Below are 16,934 nucleotides of genomic sequence, written 5' to 3' on the forward strand. Positions count from 1 at the left end.
GTATGAAAGTAATTTATATTTTATTGGGTGTAGCAGTTTTTGTGACTGCTACATTTACGTTATATCTAAAACCCGAAAAAGACAAATCATCTGCAAGCTTACAGCAGCATCAAGTTGAAAATGAACTGGGTCAAAATGTTAATGCTCATGACGAACGGCTTGAAAATAAGAATGAATCATCGAGTTCTCATCTGATGCCTGAGCTTATGCCTGTACTAGAACAAAATGTTGAACGGCATATGATTCTTCCAGAAAGTTTTCAGCATCGGGCTGACTCGGGTTATTTATTTAAGTTTAGTCCTGATCAAGTGGCGAGCATGAAAGAGGGCAGTAAATTTCCCTTGAAACTTTTGCAATTTGGTATCAACCGTGTGGCTGAAATTACTGAGATTGAACAAGTTGAGGATGGAATTGTGCGATATAAGGGGCAATTTGAGGATTATCCTGCTGATCTAAACTATTTTACGATTACTCAAAGTATTGAAGATCAATATGCAATTATTAAAGTTTATACAGATAAAGGGTCATATTTTGCTGAAGTAATCAAAGGGATTGGACTCGCTTACCCTGATCAAGTTTTACATGATGATGGGGTTCACGTGCACCAACATACGCATTGATTCATATGCAGACTTGAGATATGGTAATTTTCACAAAATTGTTAAAATTGATTTGTGATTATGCGCCGTAGTACTGTCATCCCATTCGTTTTGATCTCGTCGATTCATATGGCTTCTTGCGATCAGTCCACGCAATCAAATCAACTCTTGAAGCAGAATGATTCAATAAAAAATCAAGTAACACCTCAATATATTGGTTTGTTTCAAGGTACTACGCCATGTATGGGGTGTTTTTCGCGTTGTGAGGATTGTCCTGGTATGGCTGTTGATTTACAACTTAACGCAGACCAAACGTATGTATTATCACGATTAAGTCTAAGCGGTCATAACCAAGCAGAAGAAATCAAAGGTCAGTTCAAATTCATTAATACTGAAAAGTCTTTGATTCAATTAAACGGTGTCCCAACCAGAAATATCATTCTTGTCGATTTGGTCAACAAAATGCTCGAAATTCGTATCGATGGGACTGGTGAGGAATACGAAAATTTCGATGATTTTAGTTTGAATTTAACAGGTTAAATTTTCCCAAGAAAAAAGAGTTGGATTTAAATTGCTTTTTGAATGTATGAATGATCTGTAACGCATTCACTCTTGCCAAAAAAAACAGTATGCTTAGTCCTGTAATTAGGGAGCATTCATGTATCAGGTTCTTGCGCGTAAATATCGTCCACGTAATTTTTTAGAATTGGTTGGTCAAAACCATGTGTCGCGTGCATTAACCAGTGCTTTAGAGCGTGGTCGACTGCATCATGCTTATCTTTTTACGGGGACGCGTGGCGTTGGTAAAACAACGATTGCAAGGATTCTTGCTAAATGTCTGAACTGTGAAACAGGTGTAACATCTACACCGTGTGAAGTATGCCCAACGTGTACCGCAGTCAATGAAGGTCGATTTATAGACTTAATTGAAATTGACGCAGCCTCCCGAACCAAAGTTGAGGATACACGAGAATTATTGGATAACGTACCTTATGCACCAACGCAAGGTCGTTTTAAAGTGTATCTCATTGATGAAGTACACATGCTGTCCACACATTCTTTCAATGCTTTACTCAAGACACTTGAAGAACCGCCTGAACATGTCAAATTTTTATTTGCGACGACAGATCCTCAAAAACTTCCAATTACGGTTATTTCACGTTGTTTGCAATTTACTTTACGCCCATTGGCGGTTGATGAAATCACTTCACATCTCACACAAATTTTAACTAAAGAATCAATTAATGCGGAAGCTGATGCGATTTGGCAGATCGCTGAGTCAGCACAAGGTTCTTTACGTGATGCACTGTCGCTAACAGATCAAGCAATTGCATATGGGCAAGGTGCGATTCACCACCAAGATGTGAAAGAAATGCTGGGTTTGATTGATCGCACGATTATTTTCGACCTTATTTTGGCGATACATCAAAATCAACGTGCTAAAGTCAGTGCTTTATTACTCCAATTCCGTCAACAAGCACTTGATGTTTCTTTGGTGTTGGATCAACTCATTTCAACTTTACATGAGTTGGCTTTACTCCAATACTTACCAGACTTGAGTTTAAAATATAGTGCTGAGATTAATCAGAAAATTATGCAGCTTTCGAGCATGATTTCTGCTCAAGATCTACAATTGTATTATCAAATTGCATGTAAAGGTCGTGCTGAATTACAAATTGCAGTGACTCAAGAGCAAGGCTTTGAAATGTGTGTGCTCAGGTTGTTGGCATTCCGCCCGATGGCGAATAATGAGCAGCTGACCACTCAAGCACCTCCAGAACAATCAAATGTCTTAAAAGAAGCTGAAAATTTCAATCAGATTTCGACAGAGAATTCAGAATCTATACCGGCAGATCATCAAGAAGCAGGATCGAAAATCAGTTCGCCTGAGAATAATACGAGTTCGATTCAGCATAGTCGTGATGTAAATGATGAGGAAAATACGGATCTAATCTTGTTTCAGCAGATGATGGCATCTGATGATGAGGCTTTTCCTACGGAGTCAGTTCATCCTGAAAAATCTGAATCTGAAAGCTTACATTCAACAGAATTAAATCATGCGGATGATGTCGGTCAGTCTGTATCTGTTGAGGTGAAACAAGAGAATTTAACCAACTCTGTGGTAGGCAGTGGGGAGATTGAGCTGACTTCATTTGGAGCAAGCTTTAATTCAGAACCTGTTGAATCTTCAATTGTTGATCAAGACAATATTTTCTTTTTAGAGCCTAAACCAAATGAACTTTCTGCTGAAAGTGCTGAATTGTCAGTTCAAGAAGAAGGAACATCGAATGGCTCTCATTTCCCAAGTCTAGATCTACCCGATGAGAATAAAATTGTTGTCACAGATGTTGGCTTAAAAGGTTTAATGCCTCAAGATATTCTTAAACTTGAGCCTGTCGAATTGGTAGGTGAATGGGATACTCAAAAGTGGGAATATTGGTTCAGAAATAGTCCATTAACACCTGCGGTACAAGAATTAGCACAACAAGGTCTTATGCAAGGTCAAATTGATGGGACATGTGAATTCTATATCCCTGCAAAATACGAAGCTTTATTGCACTCACTCATTCCGAGTTTAGAAGCAGCACTCAAGCAATCATTTTCAAAATCTCAATTAATCGTAAAATACAACGAACCAAACGGTGAGACGCCTTTCGATCTGCAGGAAAAGCGTAAGCAAAAGGCATATCGACGTGCTGAAGAATTGATTCATCAAGAACCCGTCGTGGAAGACTTGTTAAAAATTTTCGGCGGTGAGCTACATAATATTCAGCTTAAGTCTTAAGTTGATTTCGTCATAAACGTAGTTAAGGCTTCGCGTATTGAGTTTGGTAATTCAATACTTTTACGAGAGTCACGGTCGACAAATACATGCACAAAATAACCTTGAGCAGCAGGCTCTGATTGATTTTTCTTAAATATTGAAATGCTATACGTCACTGAAGATCGTCCAATCTTTTCGATAGCGACAGCAACATCAATCACTTCGGGGTAGGATAGTTCAGAAAAATATGTACATTTTGATTCAATAACGAGTCCAATGATAGGCGAAGTTTTAAAGTCAAATAGTGCGTGTTGAATAAGTAGCGCATTTGCGGCGGTGTCAAAGTAGCTGTAATAAGTGACGTTATTGACATGCCCATACACGTCATTATCAGCCCAACGGGTTTGGATGGGAAAAAAGAATTGATAGTCTGCTCTAGTTTTTTTTGAAATAGTTGTCATATTTTATTCAGAAAGTTGATTAAAGATTTCGAGTCATTTAATGATAAATTGCTTGGTAGATGCTTAAAGCATCAGCATAGCTTAGAGCTCTAGGATTGTTTTGTAAGAGGCGCGTTTGTTGCATCGCATCATTAGCTAACATCTCTAAATCTGATTCTTGTACACCTAGCTCATTAAGTTTTAAGCTCAACCCACTCTGGCTAACATGCCTTTCCATATGATCAATAAATAAATCACATAAGCCATCAGTATTGCCTTTGCTATATGGGTCAATCCATTGCATCAGTTCAGCATAGTATTTCTTCGCTTGAGGTGCATTGAATTTCAGTGTTTCAACAAGCACGATTGCATTGGTATGACCATGCGATAAGTGATAATGCCCGCCCAAAGGATAGGCAAGCGCATGAACCGCTCCAACAGGAGCATTTGCAAATGCTTGTCCAGCCAACATAGAGCCTAAGAGCATTTTTTGGCGCGCTTCTAGGTTTTGGGGTTGCTCTAGAACAAGTTTTAAATTTTGATTCAATAAATCCAATGCTTGTTTAGCGAGCAAATCAGAATAGAAATTTTTCTTTAGTTTTGAGGTGTAGGCTTCAATTGCATGCACCATTGCATCAATTCCTGTTGCTGCAGTGATGTGAGCCGGAAGACCTTGAGTAAAAGTTGCATCTAAAATGGCAGTATCCGCATACAGAACGGGTGAAACAATTCCTGTTTTTGTTGTTTTGCCTGTAGTGACAATAGAGATTGGTGTAACTTCAGAACCCGTACCTGCAGTTGTAGGCACTAAGATGAGTGGTAATCGTGGCGATTGAGCTTGATTGACGCCATATAACTCAGAAATCGTTTGGGTTTGATTGGGGTGCGCAAGTACGGCAATAATTTTTGCCACGTCTAAGGAGCTACCACCGCCAAAACCAATGACTGCATCAATCTGTAAACGTTTTGCTTCATCTACTGCATTTAAGATGACATCTTCTGGAGGGTCTGCAACGACATCGGAAAAAATACTGAACTCAGTCCCAGTAGCGTTGAAAATGTGAAGAATAGGTTGGTGGAGGTGGTGATCAATCATCCCTTGATCTGTGACGAGAAGAACTTTATTAAATCGATGTTGTTTTAAAATTGAGCCAAGCTGTTGAATACTCCCTAAACCAGAAATAATATTCCCGACAGTTTGAAATTGAAATTGGCTCATCACACATCCTTTTTGCGCTTTAAATAAGATTATTGTTTTACAGTTCTATAGGATTCACTCCTTAAATAACTTAACATATGCACTGCGAAAGTATATGTATTTTTGAGGCGAAGATGACGACGAAAATGCCATACAAAATTTTATGTGTATGTTTAGGAAATATTTGTCGTTCCCCAACAGCAGAAGTGGTAATGAAACACTTTGCGGATTTAGAAAAATTAAATATTCAAGTTGATTCAGCTGGAACCAGTAATTATCACCCAAACAAAGCGCCTGATTATAGAAGTCAAAAGCACGCATTGAAACGAGGATATGATTTATCTTCATTACGTGCGAGACAGATTCGTATTGAAGACTTTAAGGAATTTGATTTAATCTTGGCGATGGATCATGAAAATCTAGTCAATATTCAGAAACTGCAAGTTGAAGCAGCGCAAATATTTCAAAACCATGAACTGCGAGCAAAAATAGAGCTCATGAGTGCCAAAGATCCTTCATATTTAAATCAACCAGTACCTGATCCTTACTATGGTGGAGATGATGGCTTTGAGTTGGTCTTAGATCAATGTGAGTCGAACAGTAAAGCATGGATTAGTTACTTAAAACCAATGTTGCAGCAGTCAAACGTTGAGTAAGATAAAAATATGATTGATATTCAAACCAATATACAACTCCAGTCTTTCAATACGTTGAATTTAAATGCTGTTGCATCTCATTATTGTATTGTTCGATCTCTTCAAGATTTGCGTGAAGCAATTGAATTTGCTGAGCAAGCTCAATTAAACATGATGATACTTTCAGGGGGGAGTAATATGCTGCTCCCTGAGCATCTAGATGCTTTGGTAGTTCAATTACATTTAGATGATCTTGTCCTGCTTGCTGAAGATGATACCAATGTAACAATTCGAGTAGGTGCTGGACGTCACTGGCATGAGTTCGTGCTTTGGACAACAGAGCAAGGTTTCTATGGATTGCAAAATCTCGCATTGATTCCAGGGTGGGTGGGTGCTGCACCTGTTCAGAACATTGGTGCCTATGGCGTTGAAGTCGGTGAATTTATTGAATTTGTAGAGGCTTTTGATCGTACTAAAAATGAAATTGTTCAAATCCAAGCGAGTGATTGTCATTTTTCATATCGACACAGCATTTTTAAAGATCAGCCTGAGCGGTTTGTTATTACTGCGGTCATCTTTAAATTACTTAAACAGCCACAACTCAAAATGAATTATGGAGATTTAAAAGCTGCGATGGGCGATGACATTACGCCATATAATTTACAGCAACAAGTGATCAAAATTCGTCAAAGTAAACTCCCAGATCCTGCAGAATATCCAAATGCAGGGAGCTTTTTTAAAAATCCGATTTTAATTAAAACGAAATTTGAGGAAGTTTTACAGCTTCATCCCACGATTCCACACTATCCTCAAGCAGATGGTTCTGTAAAAGTTGCAGCAGGTTGGTTGATTGACCAATCAGGCTGGAAAGGAAAAAAATTAGGAAAAGTGGGAATGTTTGATCGACAGGCTTTAGTTTTAGTCAATTACGCCGATGCATCTCTCACAGATGTGCAGGCAACCTATCGCTCTGTGCAGCAAGATGTGTTAAATAAGTTTGGTATTTTATTAGAACCTGAGCCTGTTTTGTTCGATCAAAAAGGTTCTATTCAATCTCATTTGGTTTAAAAAGGACAGTATGTCTAGAAAACATTGGATGGTGGCAACGGTGCGTATGATGGCGATCATATTCGCACTTTTGGGCTGTCTCATGGTTTTCTGGTATACACCATTTTATTCAGCACTTGTTGTGAAATCACTTCACGCATTTGTCCCTATCAAAGTTGACGAAATTGCGGCCAAGAGCCAGCAAATGGCAGCGTTAACTGATAAGGAGGATTTGGAGCCTGGTTCAAGGCTGTGGATTGCAAGACAAGCTTATCTCAAACTTATTGAAGAACAATTGAATGATCAAGGGGCTGAACAGCTTGCTGAAATTCAAACTCGCTATGTGTTATTAAAACAAAAAATTAAAGATGAATTGCTTACAGATATAAATACAAAGAATGAAACTAAAGAGGATGTTGTCTTCGCAATTGATCAGCCTGATTTAGCCAGTGATGTTGCCATAAGCCAAACTGATTCAACAAATTCATCCATCAATGAAGAAAAAAATCAGCGCTTGGCTTTAATGGAAAAATATGAATTTTTCCTTAGAAATCATCCCTTAGAAGAAGATGAGGTTCAAACATTAGATCCGCAAATCTATAAAGATATCGCGTTGATTCAGAATGAAAATAAAACTTTATCAAATCAGAAAGATAAACCTTATGCGATAGTTGTGTTGGGTGGTGGGTTGACGCTAGGGGATAATAAAATTGATATCGTAGTTAATGATTACACACGCTCTAGACTAGAAAAAACACTTGAGATTGAGAAGCAAACGGATTTACCTATTGTGTTGAGTGGTGTTGAAGCACCGTACATGCAAGCGTGGTTAGCATCGCGTGGGGTAGAAGCGAATCTATTAGAGCAACGCAGCATGAATACCTGTGAGAATACACGCTTTAGTTCATTATTATTACAAAAAAAAGGAGGAGCGCCGACAGTGATTTTGATTACCGATCGTTATCATATGACACGTACACGACGTCTTTTTGCTTTGAACGGTATCAAAACAATTCCTGTTGAAGCGCCCATGCCTACAATGCTGACAACATGGCGTCCTAGCCAATTAAATTACGATCACAGTCGTCGTGCAAATTATGAATTACTTGCCACGATCAGAGATGTAATGTTTGGCTCTAGCGGTTGTCGGGAGGTGCCATAATGTCTGATATTCCATTTCTGAATCCAAATGTGTTGAAACAACTCGATTTACCCATTCCGAATCGAGAACAAACACCATTAAAGTTGGAACCTTTAAACTTAAATCGACCTTATTCTCCTTCGAAAGAGATTCAAGCTTATCGTCATCTTTACGCACTTGATCGTCTTGAAGCGAATTATTGGCAGGGTTATATCAAAATGCCTTTGTTCAAACTTCATGTACAGGTGTATCAACCTCGCATAGAGCAGGTGAAAGGTACTGTATTCTTATTGCATGGCTATTTGGAACACAGTGGGATTTACCAACCAATTATTGGTGAATTGCTGGATCAAGGGTTTAGTGTTTTAACTTATGACTTGCCTGGACATGGGTTAAGTGATGGCAATGCTGCCAGCATTCAGAACTTTGATCATTATCAGCAAGTACTCCATGCGGTTCACCAATATGTAAAACAAGCTGATCAATTGCCTAAACCATGGCTAGGTATCGGACAGAGTACTGGTGGTGCAATTTGGATGCATCATTTGTTGGAGTTTGCTGAACAACGTAAAAATCCAATTGTAGAACGCGTATTACTCTTGTCGCCATTAGTCAGACCTGCAAAAACAGCATGGTGGCATAATCCAGTAGGCTTGGGCATCATTCGCCGTATCAAACGTGAAGTTCCAAGACATTTTAAACGCAATAATCACAATCCTGAATTTTTAAGATTTGTACGTCTAAAAGATCCACTACAACCGCGCATGATGGGGATGGATTGGATATTAGCAATGTCAAAGTGGATGTTGGAAATGGAAAATCGACCTGCATGCCGAATTCCAGTTTGGCTCGCTCAAGGTGCCCAAGATCAAACCGTAGACTGGCGTTATAATATCGAATTTATTCGCAGAAAGTTTCGCCTTCAGATCTTGCTCATGTTAGAGGAGGGATCTCATCAGTTGATCAATGAGCGTGCGGATATACGGGCAGCATTAACGGGTTTAATCCCAGCATTCTTACATGCGCAAAGTCATAAAGGATACTTTTAAAATAAAGGTGCTGATTTCAGCACCTTTTTGATGAAACTAGAATTTGCTGGCATCTGCCAAATTCCACATTCTGAAATAGAAATTTTCTTCGTCTTTATCTTTACAGTTTAATAATTGACCTGATTCTAACCAAAAATGTAATTGAGCATAATTTTTGATTTCACGATCATTTATACGTTGCGCGAGATGATGAGCTTTAATTTCACTCGGATGATTTAAACCTGCAGCTGCTATCATTTCTGCTAGTGCATGTAATGTGTTTTTGTGGAAATTATAAACACGTTCTGCTTTCGTTGGTACATGTACTGCTTTTTGGCGCTCAGCATCTTGTGTTGCTACCCCAACAGGACACTGATTGGTATGGCAACTTTGAGCTTGGATACAACCGACAGCAAACATAAATCCACGAGCTGAATTCACCCAATCTGCACCCAAGGCAAAGGTACTTGCAATATCAAAAGCACTGATGATTTTACCACTTGCACCAATTTTTACTTTATCTCTTAATCCAGCACCTACTAAGGTATTGTGTGCAAACAAGAGCGCTTCACGCAGTGGTGTTCCGATATTATCGCTAAATTCAATCGGTGCAGCACCGGTTCCACCTTCTGATCCATCTACGACGATAAAATCAGGAACAATATTGGTTTCAAGCATCGCTTTGACAATACTCATAAATTGCCAAGGCTGTCCGATACATAATTTGAATCCAACAGGTTTACCACCTGATAGTTCACGTAACTTTTGAATAAAATGCATCATTTCAATCGGTGTATTAAAGCTAGGGTGGCTTGGCGGGGAAATACAATCGCGATCACGAGGAACACCACGAATCTTCGAAATTTCTTCTGTAATCTTATGTTTGGGTAAAATACCGCCGTGACCTGGTTTTGCACCTTGAGACAGTTTTAGCTCAATCATTTTGATATTGGGATGTTTGGCTTGAGCTTTAAATTTTTCAGGATCAAATAGACCGTCTTCAGTTCGACAACCAAAATATCCACTGGCGATTTGCCAAACAATATCTCCATTATTTTCAAGATGGTAGGGGCTTAGGCTTCCTTCGCCAGTATCATGATAGAACTGACCCATGTGGGCACCGAGATTAAGTGCGCGTATTGCATTAGCACTTAAACTCCCAAAACTCATTGCTGAGATATTCATGATTGATGCACTATAAGGTTGAGCGCACTGATCATTACCCACTTTAATACGGAAGGTGCTGGTATCAGCTGGGAGTTTCGGTGCAAGAGAGTGAGTAATGAAACGATAGTCATCTTGATATACATCAATAATTGAACCAAAAGGCTTATCAGCATTTTCATTCTTTGCACGCTGATAAACTAAGCTACGTTGCATTCTTGAAAAGGGTAAAGCGTCTTGGTCTGATTCAATAAAATATTGACGAATTTCGGGTCTGAAATCTTCAAATAAGAAGCGAAAATGCCCCATGATTGGGTAGTTCTTTAAAATCGAATGTTTATTTTGAAGTACATCATATAGGCCTAAGACACTGAGTAAACTGGTCAGTAGCCAAATAATATTAATGACACTGTCGGATAGAAAATAATAAAGATAATGGGGGCTGTAAAATAGCCTAAGCCATGTAATACTCAGGGCGATGATAATACATGCGAACCATACAGAATGCCTTGAAAAAAAAGTGTTCAGTAATTTATGTCTTATTGCTTGAGCAGGACTTGCCATTTTTATTTTCCATCGTTCTTTACTGCAATTACCATACGAACTTCTATGGAATCAGACAAGTAGTGAATTGTTAGCTTACAGATGTAAGCTAACAATTTATATTTATGGGTTTAGTTTTCTTCCGAAGGAAGCAACATAATGATCGAATTATTCAAGAGTTCCGCGAGATCTTCAAGAATGTGTTGATCAAATAAATTTTCATCCAAAGCGATCATTTCACCATCAGCGATACGTTTTAAATGGGGTTTAAATTCTTCGGAGATGCATAAGCGTTCTCCATTTGCCCAAAAGTTAAGTTCATCATTGAAGTTGCTATAAAGCAAACGTGAAGCAGGTTCGATTTTTAATAAATAACCTTCTTCAAGTGCTTCTTCTAAATCACCTGTTCCAATTTCGTCATTTTCTGGAATATTGTTAGGATAACCAGGTTGCGAAGCGAGACACATGATGGCTTCATTTAGCATCTCAGGTTTTTGCAGTTGAGCTAAAAGTTGTTCGCGCAAATAGCTAAGCTCATGATCTGAAATTTCGCCGACAGCAGTGCTGACAGAGCGTGTGATATCTAATAATGGTTTTTTCAGTTGCTCTTGTTCTGAAAAAGAATCACCAAGACTATCCATCATGTCTGAGATATTTGGCATGCGGAAACCGAAAGAATAGGTTAAACACTCATCTTCAGCTACGCCATAATGAGAAAGACCAGGTGGGACATATAGTAAATCTCCTGGCGCCAAAACTTCATCAAAATGAACTTCCATTTCTTGCAAAAGTTTTAAAGGCTGACCTGCAACGAGTGCTGTCTGTTCATCACACATTTGGCCTAATTGCCAACGGCGATGTCCGTAACCTTGAACTAAAAATACATCATAAAAATCGAAGTGTTTACCGACAGAACCACCTTGTGGTGCGTAAGACACCATAATATCTTCACGACGCCATTGAGGAATAAAAGGAAATTTTTTCCATAACTCAGCAAGATCAAACGAATAGTGATCGACCGCTTGAACGAGTAGTGTCCATAATTTTGGCATTTTTTGGAAGTCTGCTTTGAGCAGTGGCGATGACTTCACATTCCATTGATTAGGGTCACGATCTTTTTGTTTGATCAAACGTGCAGTCACGTTTTCATCGAGTGCAAGCTCCATAACATCATTGGGTTCAAGTAAACCCACAATTTCAGGAACTGCATTACGAACGAGGAGCGGTTTTTTTTGCCAATATTCCGTAAGGAATTGTTCAGCGCTAATACCGCCGAGAACGTCTAAAGTTTGGGACATAATAAGGACTACAATTTAGTTTGGCTTATTGTCCCTTGAACGATGCAAGTTCTGCAAGTGACACGGCTTTAAAAGCGCATGTTTTCTTGCTTATGGATGAGACAAATGAATATGAAAAAAAATGAATATAGCTGTTTTAAAGAAATAATTAATTTACACTTTGAGGGAATTTCATATCGTATAAAAGCCATTATGTTAAATGAGGCAGATTTATTGAATCAAATATTAACTAAACTAATCATCATCAAAAGGGCTTTCAACACCAAAACTATTTATACAGGCTTTGGATGCATATATAAGCCCACCTCCTGAAGAATGAATGCTGACCAAGAAGTCTTTTGTTTCGAAAATTTCAGGAGGGGGTATAAGGTATATTTTTTCTTGAACTACAAATCTGTGGACTAAGTTAAGTAAAAAAAGTGCGCTAGATGAGTCTAATAGATTTTTTAAGTTCGCGAGATTTCTATTAATTTCACGATCATGCTTAATTTTATTATGGTGATTCCACCATAAAATTGTTTCATCGCTATCTATTTTATCAAATGGAGTGAATTTTAAAGATGTATATTTAATTTTTACGTTAGACTTTAAGAGAGATAGACTTTGTAGTTGTGTTTCATCTTTATAGTATTCACGAAAATCTCTAAAGTTGAATGAATTACCAATATTAGATGTACAAGCTTTAAAAAATTGCTTCAATTTCTGAACAAATTGTAAGATACAAATTCATTATTTCTATAGAAAAAGTTTCATTGTTTCTAATGTCAAAATCTACGTGAGTACTAAATTCTTTTAGTTTTTTTTCTATATGTAGAAATCTATTCCAGAAGTTATCATGCATATGTATCCCCCTAAAGATAGTATCCAAAATTGAAAAAAACTTTAACAATGATAACTTAAACTAAGATAATGGATGTTATACAAAGTTTCTTAACTTGTTCATGTAATTCATATTCTTAACTTGAAATGAACAACCCAAATATGATCATTTGAACTTTTTTACAATTTCTATGTTTTGAGATCGCTTATCGATCAATTTTCCACAGCTTTGTGTATATAAATTAATTTAGCTCAGTTGTAATTATTTGAGCTAAAAATAGGGTATTTATTTCATTCATCAGTTGCTAGTAACAAATAATTCCAAAAAAACCGAGTTATTGAACTCGGTCTTATTTATTAATATGCAACGTATCAAGGCACTAGAATTTTCAATTCACGTAAAATTTTACACAATTGAATCATCGGCATGCCCATCAACGTGGTTTGGTCTTGCCCAATCATTTCTTCAAATAAGCTGATGCCCAAACTTTCGCATTTGAAACTTCCAGCACACTGTAAAGGTTGTTCAAGTGCGACATAACGCTGAATTTCTTCCAGATTCAAATGCCTAAATTTGACCTTATAATGTTCAACAATGGTTTCTTCAAACCCAGATGAAGCGTGTTGAACACTCAAAGCTGTACTGAAATAAACAATTTTTCCTGAATTTGCTTGAAGTTGTTTGATTGCTTTTTCAGGAGATAAAGGTTTTCCAATAAATATATCAGGTGCGCCTTCACGCCAAGCCACCTGATCAGAACCAATAACGATCGCATCTGGATCTTTCTCAGCAAAATATTTTGCTTTTTCATATGCAAGTCGATAGGCAAGATCATCGGCATGGCTTTCCCCACGCGGAGTCTCATCGATATCGGGTGATATTTGTTCAAAATCGATATGTAATCGATTAAGTAGTTCCTTACGTGTCTGACTGCCAGAAGCTAAAATAATTCTTGCTGACGTTGAAGCAACATGATGATTCATTACACTGAGAATTCCATTAAAATGTCGATCGGGACATAAGCAAGTACTGATTGATGACAAGCCTGAAGTTTTAAATTCGGGGCCATATCATTCTGATAAGCTTCAACCCAGCGCGTCACACAAATACACCAGAAATCACCAGGCTTTAAACCAGGAAAACCAACTTCGGGTAGTGGTGTTGTCAAATCATTCCCAATTCGTTGCGAGAAACTTAAGAATTCTGACGTCATTTCGGCACAGACTGTATGTTGACCTAAATCAGACGGCGCAGTGTGGCAAAAACCATTTCTGAAATATCCTGTGATAGGATCAAAACAACAACTGGCGAGCGGTTCGCCGAAAACATTTAAACGATTAATACTTGGATCTGGATGGATAGACATAGTAACACTTTATGGTTCGACTCCATCTATCATAATCAAATCTAAAGATTTCTACAGCTTTTCTGAAATTTTACTCACCTTTTTTACCATAATCATTTAGAATCTATGCGGTTTTAATATCTATAAAGTGAGCTATACATGAACTTTCAGCGTATGACTGACCTCGATTTAGCAGGTAAACGTGTTCTGATCCGTGAAGACTTAAACGTTCCTGTTAAAAATGGTGTGATTACGAGTGATGCACGTTTACGCGCTGCATTGCCAACAATTAAAGCCGCTCTTGAAAAAGGCGCAGCAGTAATGGTTTATTCTCACCTTGGTCGTCCAGTTGAAGGTGAGCCTAAAGCTGAACAATCACTTGCACCTGTTGCTGCCTACTTAACTGAAGCATTGGGTCAAGAAGTTAAATTACTCACTGAATATTTGGATGGTGTTGAAGTTGCGCCAGGCCAAGTTGTGTTACTTGAAAACTGTCGCTTTAACACAGGCGAAAAGAAAAATAATCCAGAGTTAGCAGCAAAATATGCAGCACTTTGTGATGTGTTTGTGATGGATGCATTTGGTACTGCACATCGTGCAGAAGCATCGACAGAAGGTGTGGCTCGTCTTGCTAAAGTTGCAGCAGCAGGTCCATTACTTGCCGCTGAATTAGACGCACTCGGTCGTGCGCTTCAGACGCCTGAAAAACCAATGGTTGCTATCGTAGCGGGTTCAAAAGTATCGACTAAACTTGATGTTTTAACATCGTTATCAGATATTTGTGATCAGCTCATTGTCGGTGGCGGTATTGCGAATACATTCTTAGCAGCTGCGGGCTATAACGTTGGTAAATCACTTTGTGAAAATGATTTAATCGATACAGCTAAAGCAATTGCTGCGAAAGTATCGGTTCCATTGCCAACAGATGTTGTTGTTGCTGACGCATCAGAAATTAACTTTGATGACTTCCTTGGCTCATTAGCGGCAGCAAAAGCCGTAGTGAAAAAAGTTGAAGATGTTGCTGACAATGACATGATTCTTGATGTTGGTCCAGAAACAGCTCAAGCGTTTGCTGAAATTTTAAAAACTTCAAAAACAATTCTTTGGAATGGTCCAGTAGGCGTATTTGAGGTTGATCAATTTGGTGAGGGCACGAAAGCGCTATCTTTAGCGATTGCAGAATCTGAAGGTTTCTCTATTGCCGGTGGTGGTGATACTTTAGCTGCGATTGATAAGTATGAAGTTGCTGACAAAATTGGTTATATCTCAACGGGTGGGGGTGCTTTCCTTGAATTTGTAGAAGGCAAGACATTACCAGCAGTCGCTGTTCTACTTGAACGCGCTTAATTGGATTTAAGAAAAAAGACCTTCTAAGAAGGTCTTTTTTTATGACTAATTTTCGTCATGAAAATGAAATAATTTTGAAATATTATGATCATAATCTGATTTATCATGCGGAATAACATCATGAAATTACAATTAGGCGTAATTGCACTATTGACTGCTACTCTTGCAATGACGGCTTGTTCTAAACAAGAAAGTGCACCAGCGGCAGATCAAACATCAACATCAGAAGTTGCTGTTGAAGCATCAGATATTAGTGCTGAACAACAAGCGGCTATCGATGCTATTGATCAGCCATTACAAGATGAAAATAATACTGATGTTCCTGAAGAAGTTGCAAATGCACCTGCTGATCAAGCAACGGCGGAGTGATTTTCTACTTCAATAAGTATTAAATTGAAAATCTCCCTGCAATTGCAGGGATTTTTTATGAAATACTGTCAATTGTTGCTGAATTGAAACACAGGTCAGGTTAGAATATGGAGCATTACCTGGGAGGAAATTATGGCTCTTATTTCAATGCGCCAGCTCTTGGATCACGCCGCAGAACATAGTTACGGCGTACCAGCGTTTAACGTAAACAACTTAGAACAAATGCGCGCGATTATGTTAGCCGCAGATGAAACAAATTCACCTGTTATTGTTCAAGCATCTGCTGGTGCTCGTAAATATGCTGGTGCTCCATTCTTACGCCATCTTATTTTGGCTGCAATCGAAGAATGGCCACACATTCCAGTTGTGATGCACCAAGACCATGGTACTGATCCTGACGTTTGCCAACGCTCAATCCAATTGGGCTTTTCATCTGTAATGATGGATGGTTCATTAGGTGCAGATGGTAAAACACCAACAACTTATGATTACAACGTAGATGTAACTCGTCGTGTTGTTCAAATGGCACATGCGTGTGGTGTATCTGTAGAAGGTGAGATTGGTTGCCTAGGTAGCCTTGAAACTGGTTTGGCTGGTGAAGAGGATGGTGTTGGCGCTGAAGGCGTTCTAGATCATTCACAACTCCTTACTTCGGTTGAGGAAGCGACTCAATTTGTCGCTGATACTAACGTTGATGCGTTAGCAATTGCGGTTGGTACTTCACACGGCGCTTATAAATTTACGCGTCCACCTACAGGTGATATTTTAGCGATTGATCGTATTAAAGAGATCCACGCTGCACTTCCAAATACTCATCTTGTAATGCATGGTTCAAGTTCAGTACCACAAGAATGGTTAGCGATTATTAACCAATACGGTGGTGATATCAAAGAAACTTACGGTGTTCCTGTTGAGCAGTTGGTTGAAGCAATTAAACACGGTGTACGTAAAATCAATATCGACACTGACTTACGTTTAGCTTCAACAGGTGCTATGCGTCGTATGATGGCTGAAAAACCAAGCGAATTTGATCCACGTAAATTCTTTGCTCAAACTGTTGAAGCAATGAAGCAAATCTGTGTAGATCGTTATACTGCATTTGGTACAGCAGGTCATGCTGATAAGATTCGTCCAATTTCTTTAGAGAAAATGGTAGAACGTTATAAATAATTAATAAAATTATTTATAATTTTAAA

The 16,934-nt window shown here is 38.5% G+C and carries 17 protein-coding genes; 10 read left to right on the top strand and 7 right to left on the bottom strand.

All coding sequences use genetic code 11. The annotated features are described in order from the left end of the window. The first annotated feature begins 2 nt into the window (after window positions 1-2). From cpaB to dnaX, 3 genes are all read left to right on the top strand, one after another. The gene (gene cpaB, locus AC1M89_RS10750; RefSeq protein ID WP_481596369.1) at window positions 3-620 is read left to right on the top strand and encodes a metalloprotease secretion chaperone CpaB; all 618 of its coding nucleotides are present in this window, start codon (window positions 3-5) and stop codon (window positions 618-620) included. A gap of 60 nt (window positions 621-680) precedes the next feature. Next, entirely contained in the window at window positions 681-1,139 is a 459-nt protein-coding gene (locus AC1M89_RS10755) for a copper resistance protein NlpE N-terminal domain-containing protein (protein WP_481614207.1), read from the top strand. A gap of 118 nt (window positions 1,140-1,257) precedes the next feature. Next, window positions 1,258-3,384 (top strand): DNA polymerase III subunit gamma/tau, encoded by a 2,127-nt coding sequence (gene dnaX / locus AC1M89_RS10760; RefSeq protein WP_481614208.1) that lies wholly within the window; start codon window positions 1,258-1,260, stop codon window positions 3,382-3,384. Here the strand turns inward: dnaX and AC1M89_RS10765 are convergent. Together AC1M89_RS10765 and AC1M89_RS10770 are read right to left on the bottom strand one after the other, a co-directional pair. Further along, window positions 3,381-3,824 carry an acyl-CoA thioesterase gene (locus tag AC1M89_RS10765; RefSeq protein WP_481597809.1) on the bottom strand — a complete coding sequence of 148 codons (444 nt, stop codon included), beginning with the start codon at window positions 3,822-3,824 and terminating at the stop codon, window positions 3,381-3,383. The two genes, dnaX and AC1M89_RS10765, sit on opposite strands and share 4 nt — an antisense overlap. Window positions 3,825-3,861: 37 nt before the next feature. After that, window positions 3,862-5,022: an iron-containing alcohol dehydrogenase gene (locus AC1M89_RS10770; protein WP_481614209.1), complete on the bottom strand. Its 1,161-nt coding sequence runs from the start codon at window positions 5,020-5,022 to the stop codon at window positions 3,862-3,864. A 113-nt stretch (window positions 5,023-5,135) separates the two neighbouring features. Between AC1M89_RS10770 and AC1M89_RS10775 the strand changes: the two genes are divergently transcribed. The 4 genes from AC1M89_RS10775 to AC1M89_RS10790 are packed head-to-tail and all read left to right on the top strand — an operon-like array spanning window position 5,136 to window position 8,873. Further along, window positions 5,136-5,657, top strand: coding sequence for a low molecular weight protein-tyrosine-phosphatase (locus AC1M89_RS10775; protein WP_481592115.1), 522 nt, complete (start codon window positions 5,136-5,138; stop codon window positions 5,655-5,657). A gap of 12 nt (window positions 5,658-5,669) precedes the next feature. Further along, on the top strand, window positions 5,670-6,704 hold the full coding sequence (gene murB, locus AC1M89_RS10780) for a UDP-N-acetylmuramate dehydrogenase (protein WP_481592122.1): 1,035 nt from the start codon (window positions 5,670-5,672) through the stop codon (window positions 6,702-6,704). A 10-nt stretch (window positions 6,705-6,714) separates the two neighbouring features. Next, on the top strand, window positions 6,715-7,845 hold the full coding sequence (locus AC1M89_RS10785) for a YdcF family protein (protein WP_481589292.1): 1,131 nt from the start codon (window positions 6,715-6,717) through the stop codon (window positions 7,843-7,845). Beyond that, window positions 7,845-8,873, top strand: a complete 1,029-nt coding sequence (locus AC1M89_RS10790) for an alpha/beta hydrolase (protein ID WP_481614210.1) — start codon at window positions 7,845-7,847, stop codon at window positions 8,871-8,873. The genes AC1M89_RS10785 and AC1M89_RS10790 overlap by 1 nt, the downstream gene beginning before the upstream one ends. Window positions 8,874-8,909: 36 nt before the next feature. Here AC1M89_RS10790 and AC1M89_RS10795 read toward each other — a convergent pair whose 3' ends face one another. The 5 genes from AC1M89_RS10795 to AC1M89_RS10815 all read right to left on the bottom strand — a co-directional run bounded on the left by AC1M89_RS10795 (window position 8,910) and on the right by AC1M89_RS10815 (window position 14,043). Continuing rightward, on the bottom strand, window positions 8,910-10,580 hold the full coding sequence (locus AC1M89_RS10795) for an FMN-binding glutamate synthase family protein (protein WP_481614211.1): 1,671 nt from the start codon (window positions 10,578-10,580) through the stop codon (window positions 8,910-8,912). Between the two features lie 110 nt (window positions 10,581-10,690). Then, window positions 10,691-11,857 (bottom strand): ribosomal protein uL16 3-hydroxylase, encoded by a 1,167-nt coding sequence (locus tag AC1M89_RS10800; RefSeq protein ID WP_481614212.1) that lies wholly within the window; start codon window positions 11,855-11,857, stop codon window positions 10,691-10,693. Between the two features lie 234 nt (window positions 11,858-12,091). Beyond that, a complete protein-coding gene (locus tag AC1M89_RS10805; RefSeq protein ID WP_481614213.1) occupies window positions 12,092-12,556 on the bottom strand; it encodes a hypothetical protein in 465 nt (154 codons plus the stop codon). A 492-nt stretch (window positions 12,557-13,048) separates the two neighbouring features. Next, a complete protein-coding gene (locus tag AC1M89_RS10810; RefSeq protein ID WP_481592480.1) occupies window positions 13,049-13,660 on the bottom strand; it encodes a Maf family protein in 612 nt (203 codons plus the stop codon). Then, window positions 13,660-14,043: a DUF2237 family protein gene (locus AC1M89_RS10815; RefSeq protein WP_035269188.1), complete on the bottom strand. Its 384-nt coding sequence runs from the start codon at window positions 14,041-14,043 to the stop codon at window positions 13,660-13,662. The genes AC1M89_RS10810 and AC1M89_RS10815 overlap by 1 nt, the downstream gene beginning before the upstream one ends. Window positions 14,044-14,181: 138 nt before the next feature. Here AC1M89_RS10815 and AC1M89_RS10820 point away from each other — a divergent pair, with 138 nt between their 5' ends. The 3 genes from AC1M89_RS10820 (at window position 14,182) to fba (ending at window position 16,908) form a co-directional block, all read left to right on the top strand. Continuing rightward, a complete protein-coding gene (locus AC1M89_RS10820; RefSeq protein WP_035269172.1) occupies window positions 14,182-15,369 on the top strand; it encodes a phosphoglycerate kinase in 1,188 nt (395 codons plus the stop codon). Between the two features lie 120 nt (window positions 15,370-15,489). Then, a complete protein-coding gene (locus tag AC1M89_RS10825; RefSeq protein ID WP_481592481.1) occupies window positions 15,490-15,738 on the top strand; it encodes a hypothetical protein in 249 nt (82 codons plus the stop codon). A gap of 132 nt (window positions 15,739-15,870) precedes the next feature. After that, the gene (fba, locus tag AC1M89_RS10830; RefSeq protein WP_481614214.1) at window positions 15,871-16,908 is read left to right on the top strand and encodes a class II fructose-bisphosphate aldolase; all 1,038 of its coding nucleotides are present in this window, start codon (window positions 15,871-15,873) and stop codon (window positions 16,906-16,908) included. The last annotated feature ends 26 nt before the right edge of the window (window positions 16,909-16,934 follow it).

Source organism: Acinetobacter sp. ANC_7635 (assembly GCF_056779945.1).

Excerpts from the sequence above, each read along its gene's own strand:
- cpaB (WP_481596369.1), top strand. The coding sequence starts at position 3 with ATGAAAGTAATTTATATTTTATTGGGTGTAGCAGTTTTTGTGACTGCT.
- AC1M89_RS10755 (WP_481614207.1), top strand. The coding sequence starts at position 681 with ATGCGCCGTAGTACTGTCATCCCATTCGTTTTGATCTCGTCGATTCAT.
- dnaX (WP_481614208.1), top strand. The coding sequence starts at position 1,258 with ATGTATCAGGTTCTTGCGCGTAAATATCGTCCACGTAATTTTTTAGAA.
- AC1M89_RS10765 (WP_481597809.1), bottom strand. The coding sequence starts at position 3,824 with ATGACAACTATTTCAAAAAAAACTAGAGCAGACTATCAATTCTTTTTT.
- AC1M89_RS10770 (WP_481614209.1), bottom strand. The coding sequence starts at position 5,022 with ATGAGCCAATTTCAATTTCAAACTGTCGGGAATATTATTTCTGGTTTA.
- AC1M89_RS10775 (WP_481592115.1), top strand. The coding sequence starts at position 5,136 with ATGACGACGAAAATGCCATACAAAATTTTATGTGTATGTTTAGGAAAT.
- AC1M89_RS10785 (WP_481589292.1), top strand. The coding sequence starts at position 6,715 with ATGTCTAGAAAACATTGGATGGTGGCAACGGTGCGTATGATGGCGATC.
- AC1M89_RS10790 (WP_481614210.1), top strand. The coding sequence starts at position 7,845 with ATGTCTGATATTCCATTTCTGAATCCAAATGTGTTGAAACAACTCGAT.
- AC1M89_RS10795 (WP_481614211.1), bottom strand. The coding sequence starts at position 10,580 with ATGGCAAGTCCTGCTCAAGCAATAAGACATAAATTACTGAACACTTTT.
- AC1M89_RS10800 (WP_481614212.1), bottom strand. The coding sequence starts at position 11,857 with ATGTCCCAAACTTTAGACGTTCTCGGCGGTATTAGCGCTGAACAATTC.
- AC1M89_RS10810 (WP_481592480.1), bottom strand. The coding sequence starts at position 13,660 with ATGAATCATCATGTTGCTTCAACGTCAGCAAGAATTATTTTAGCTTCT.
- AC1M89_RS10815 (WP_035269188.1), bottom strand. The coding sequence starts at position 14,043 with ATGTCTATCCATCCAGATCCAAGTATTAATCGTTTAAATGTTTTCGGC.
- AC1M89_RS10820 (WP_035269172.1), top strand. The coding sequence starts at position 14,182 with ATGAACTTTCAGCGTATGACTGACCTCGATTTAGCAGGTAAACGTGTT.
- AC1M89_RS10825 (WP_481592481.1), top strand. The coding sequence starts at position 15,490 with ATGAAATTACAATTAGGCGTAATTGCACTATTGACTGCTACTCTTGCA.
- fba (WP_481614214.1), top strand. The coding sequence starts at position 15,871 with ATGGCTCTTATTTCAATGCGCCAGCTCTTGGATCACGCCGCAGAACAT.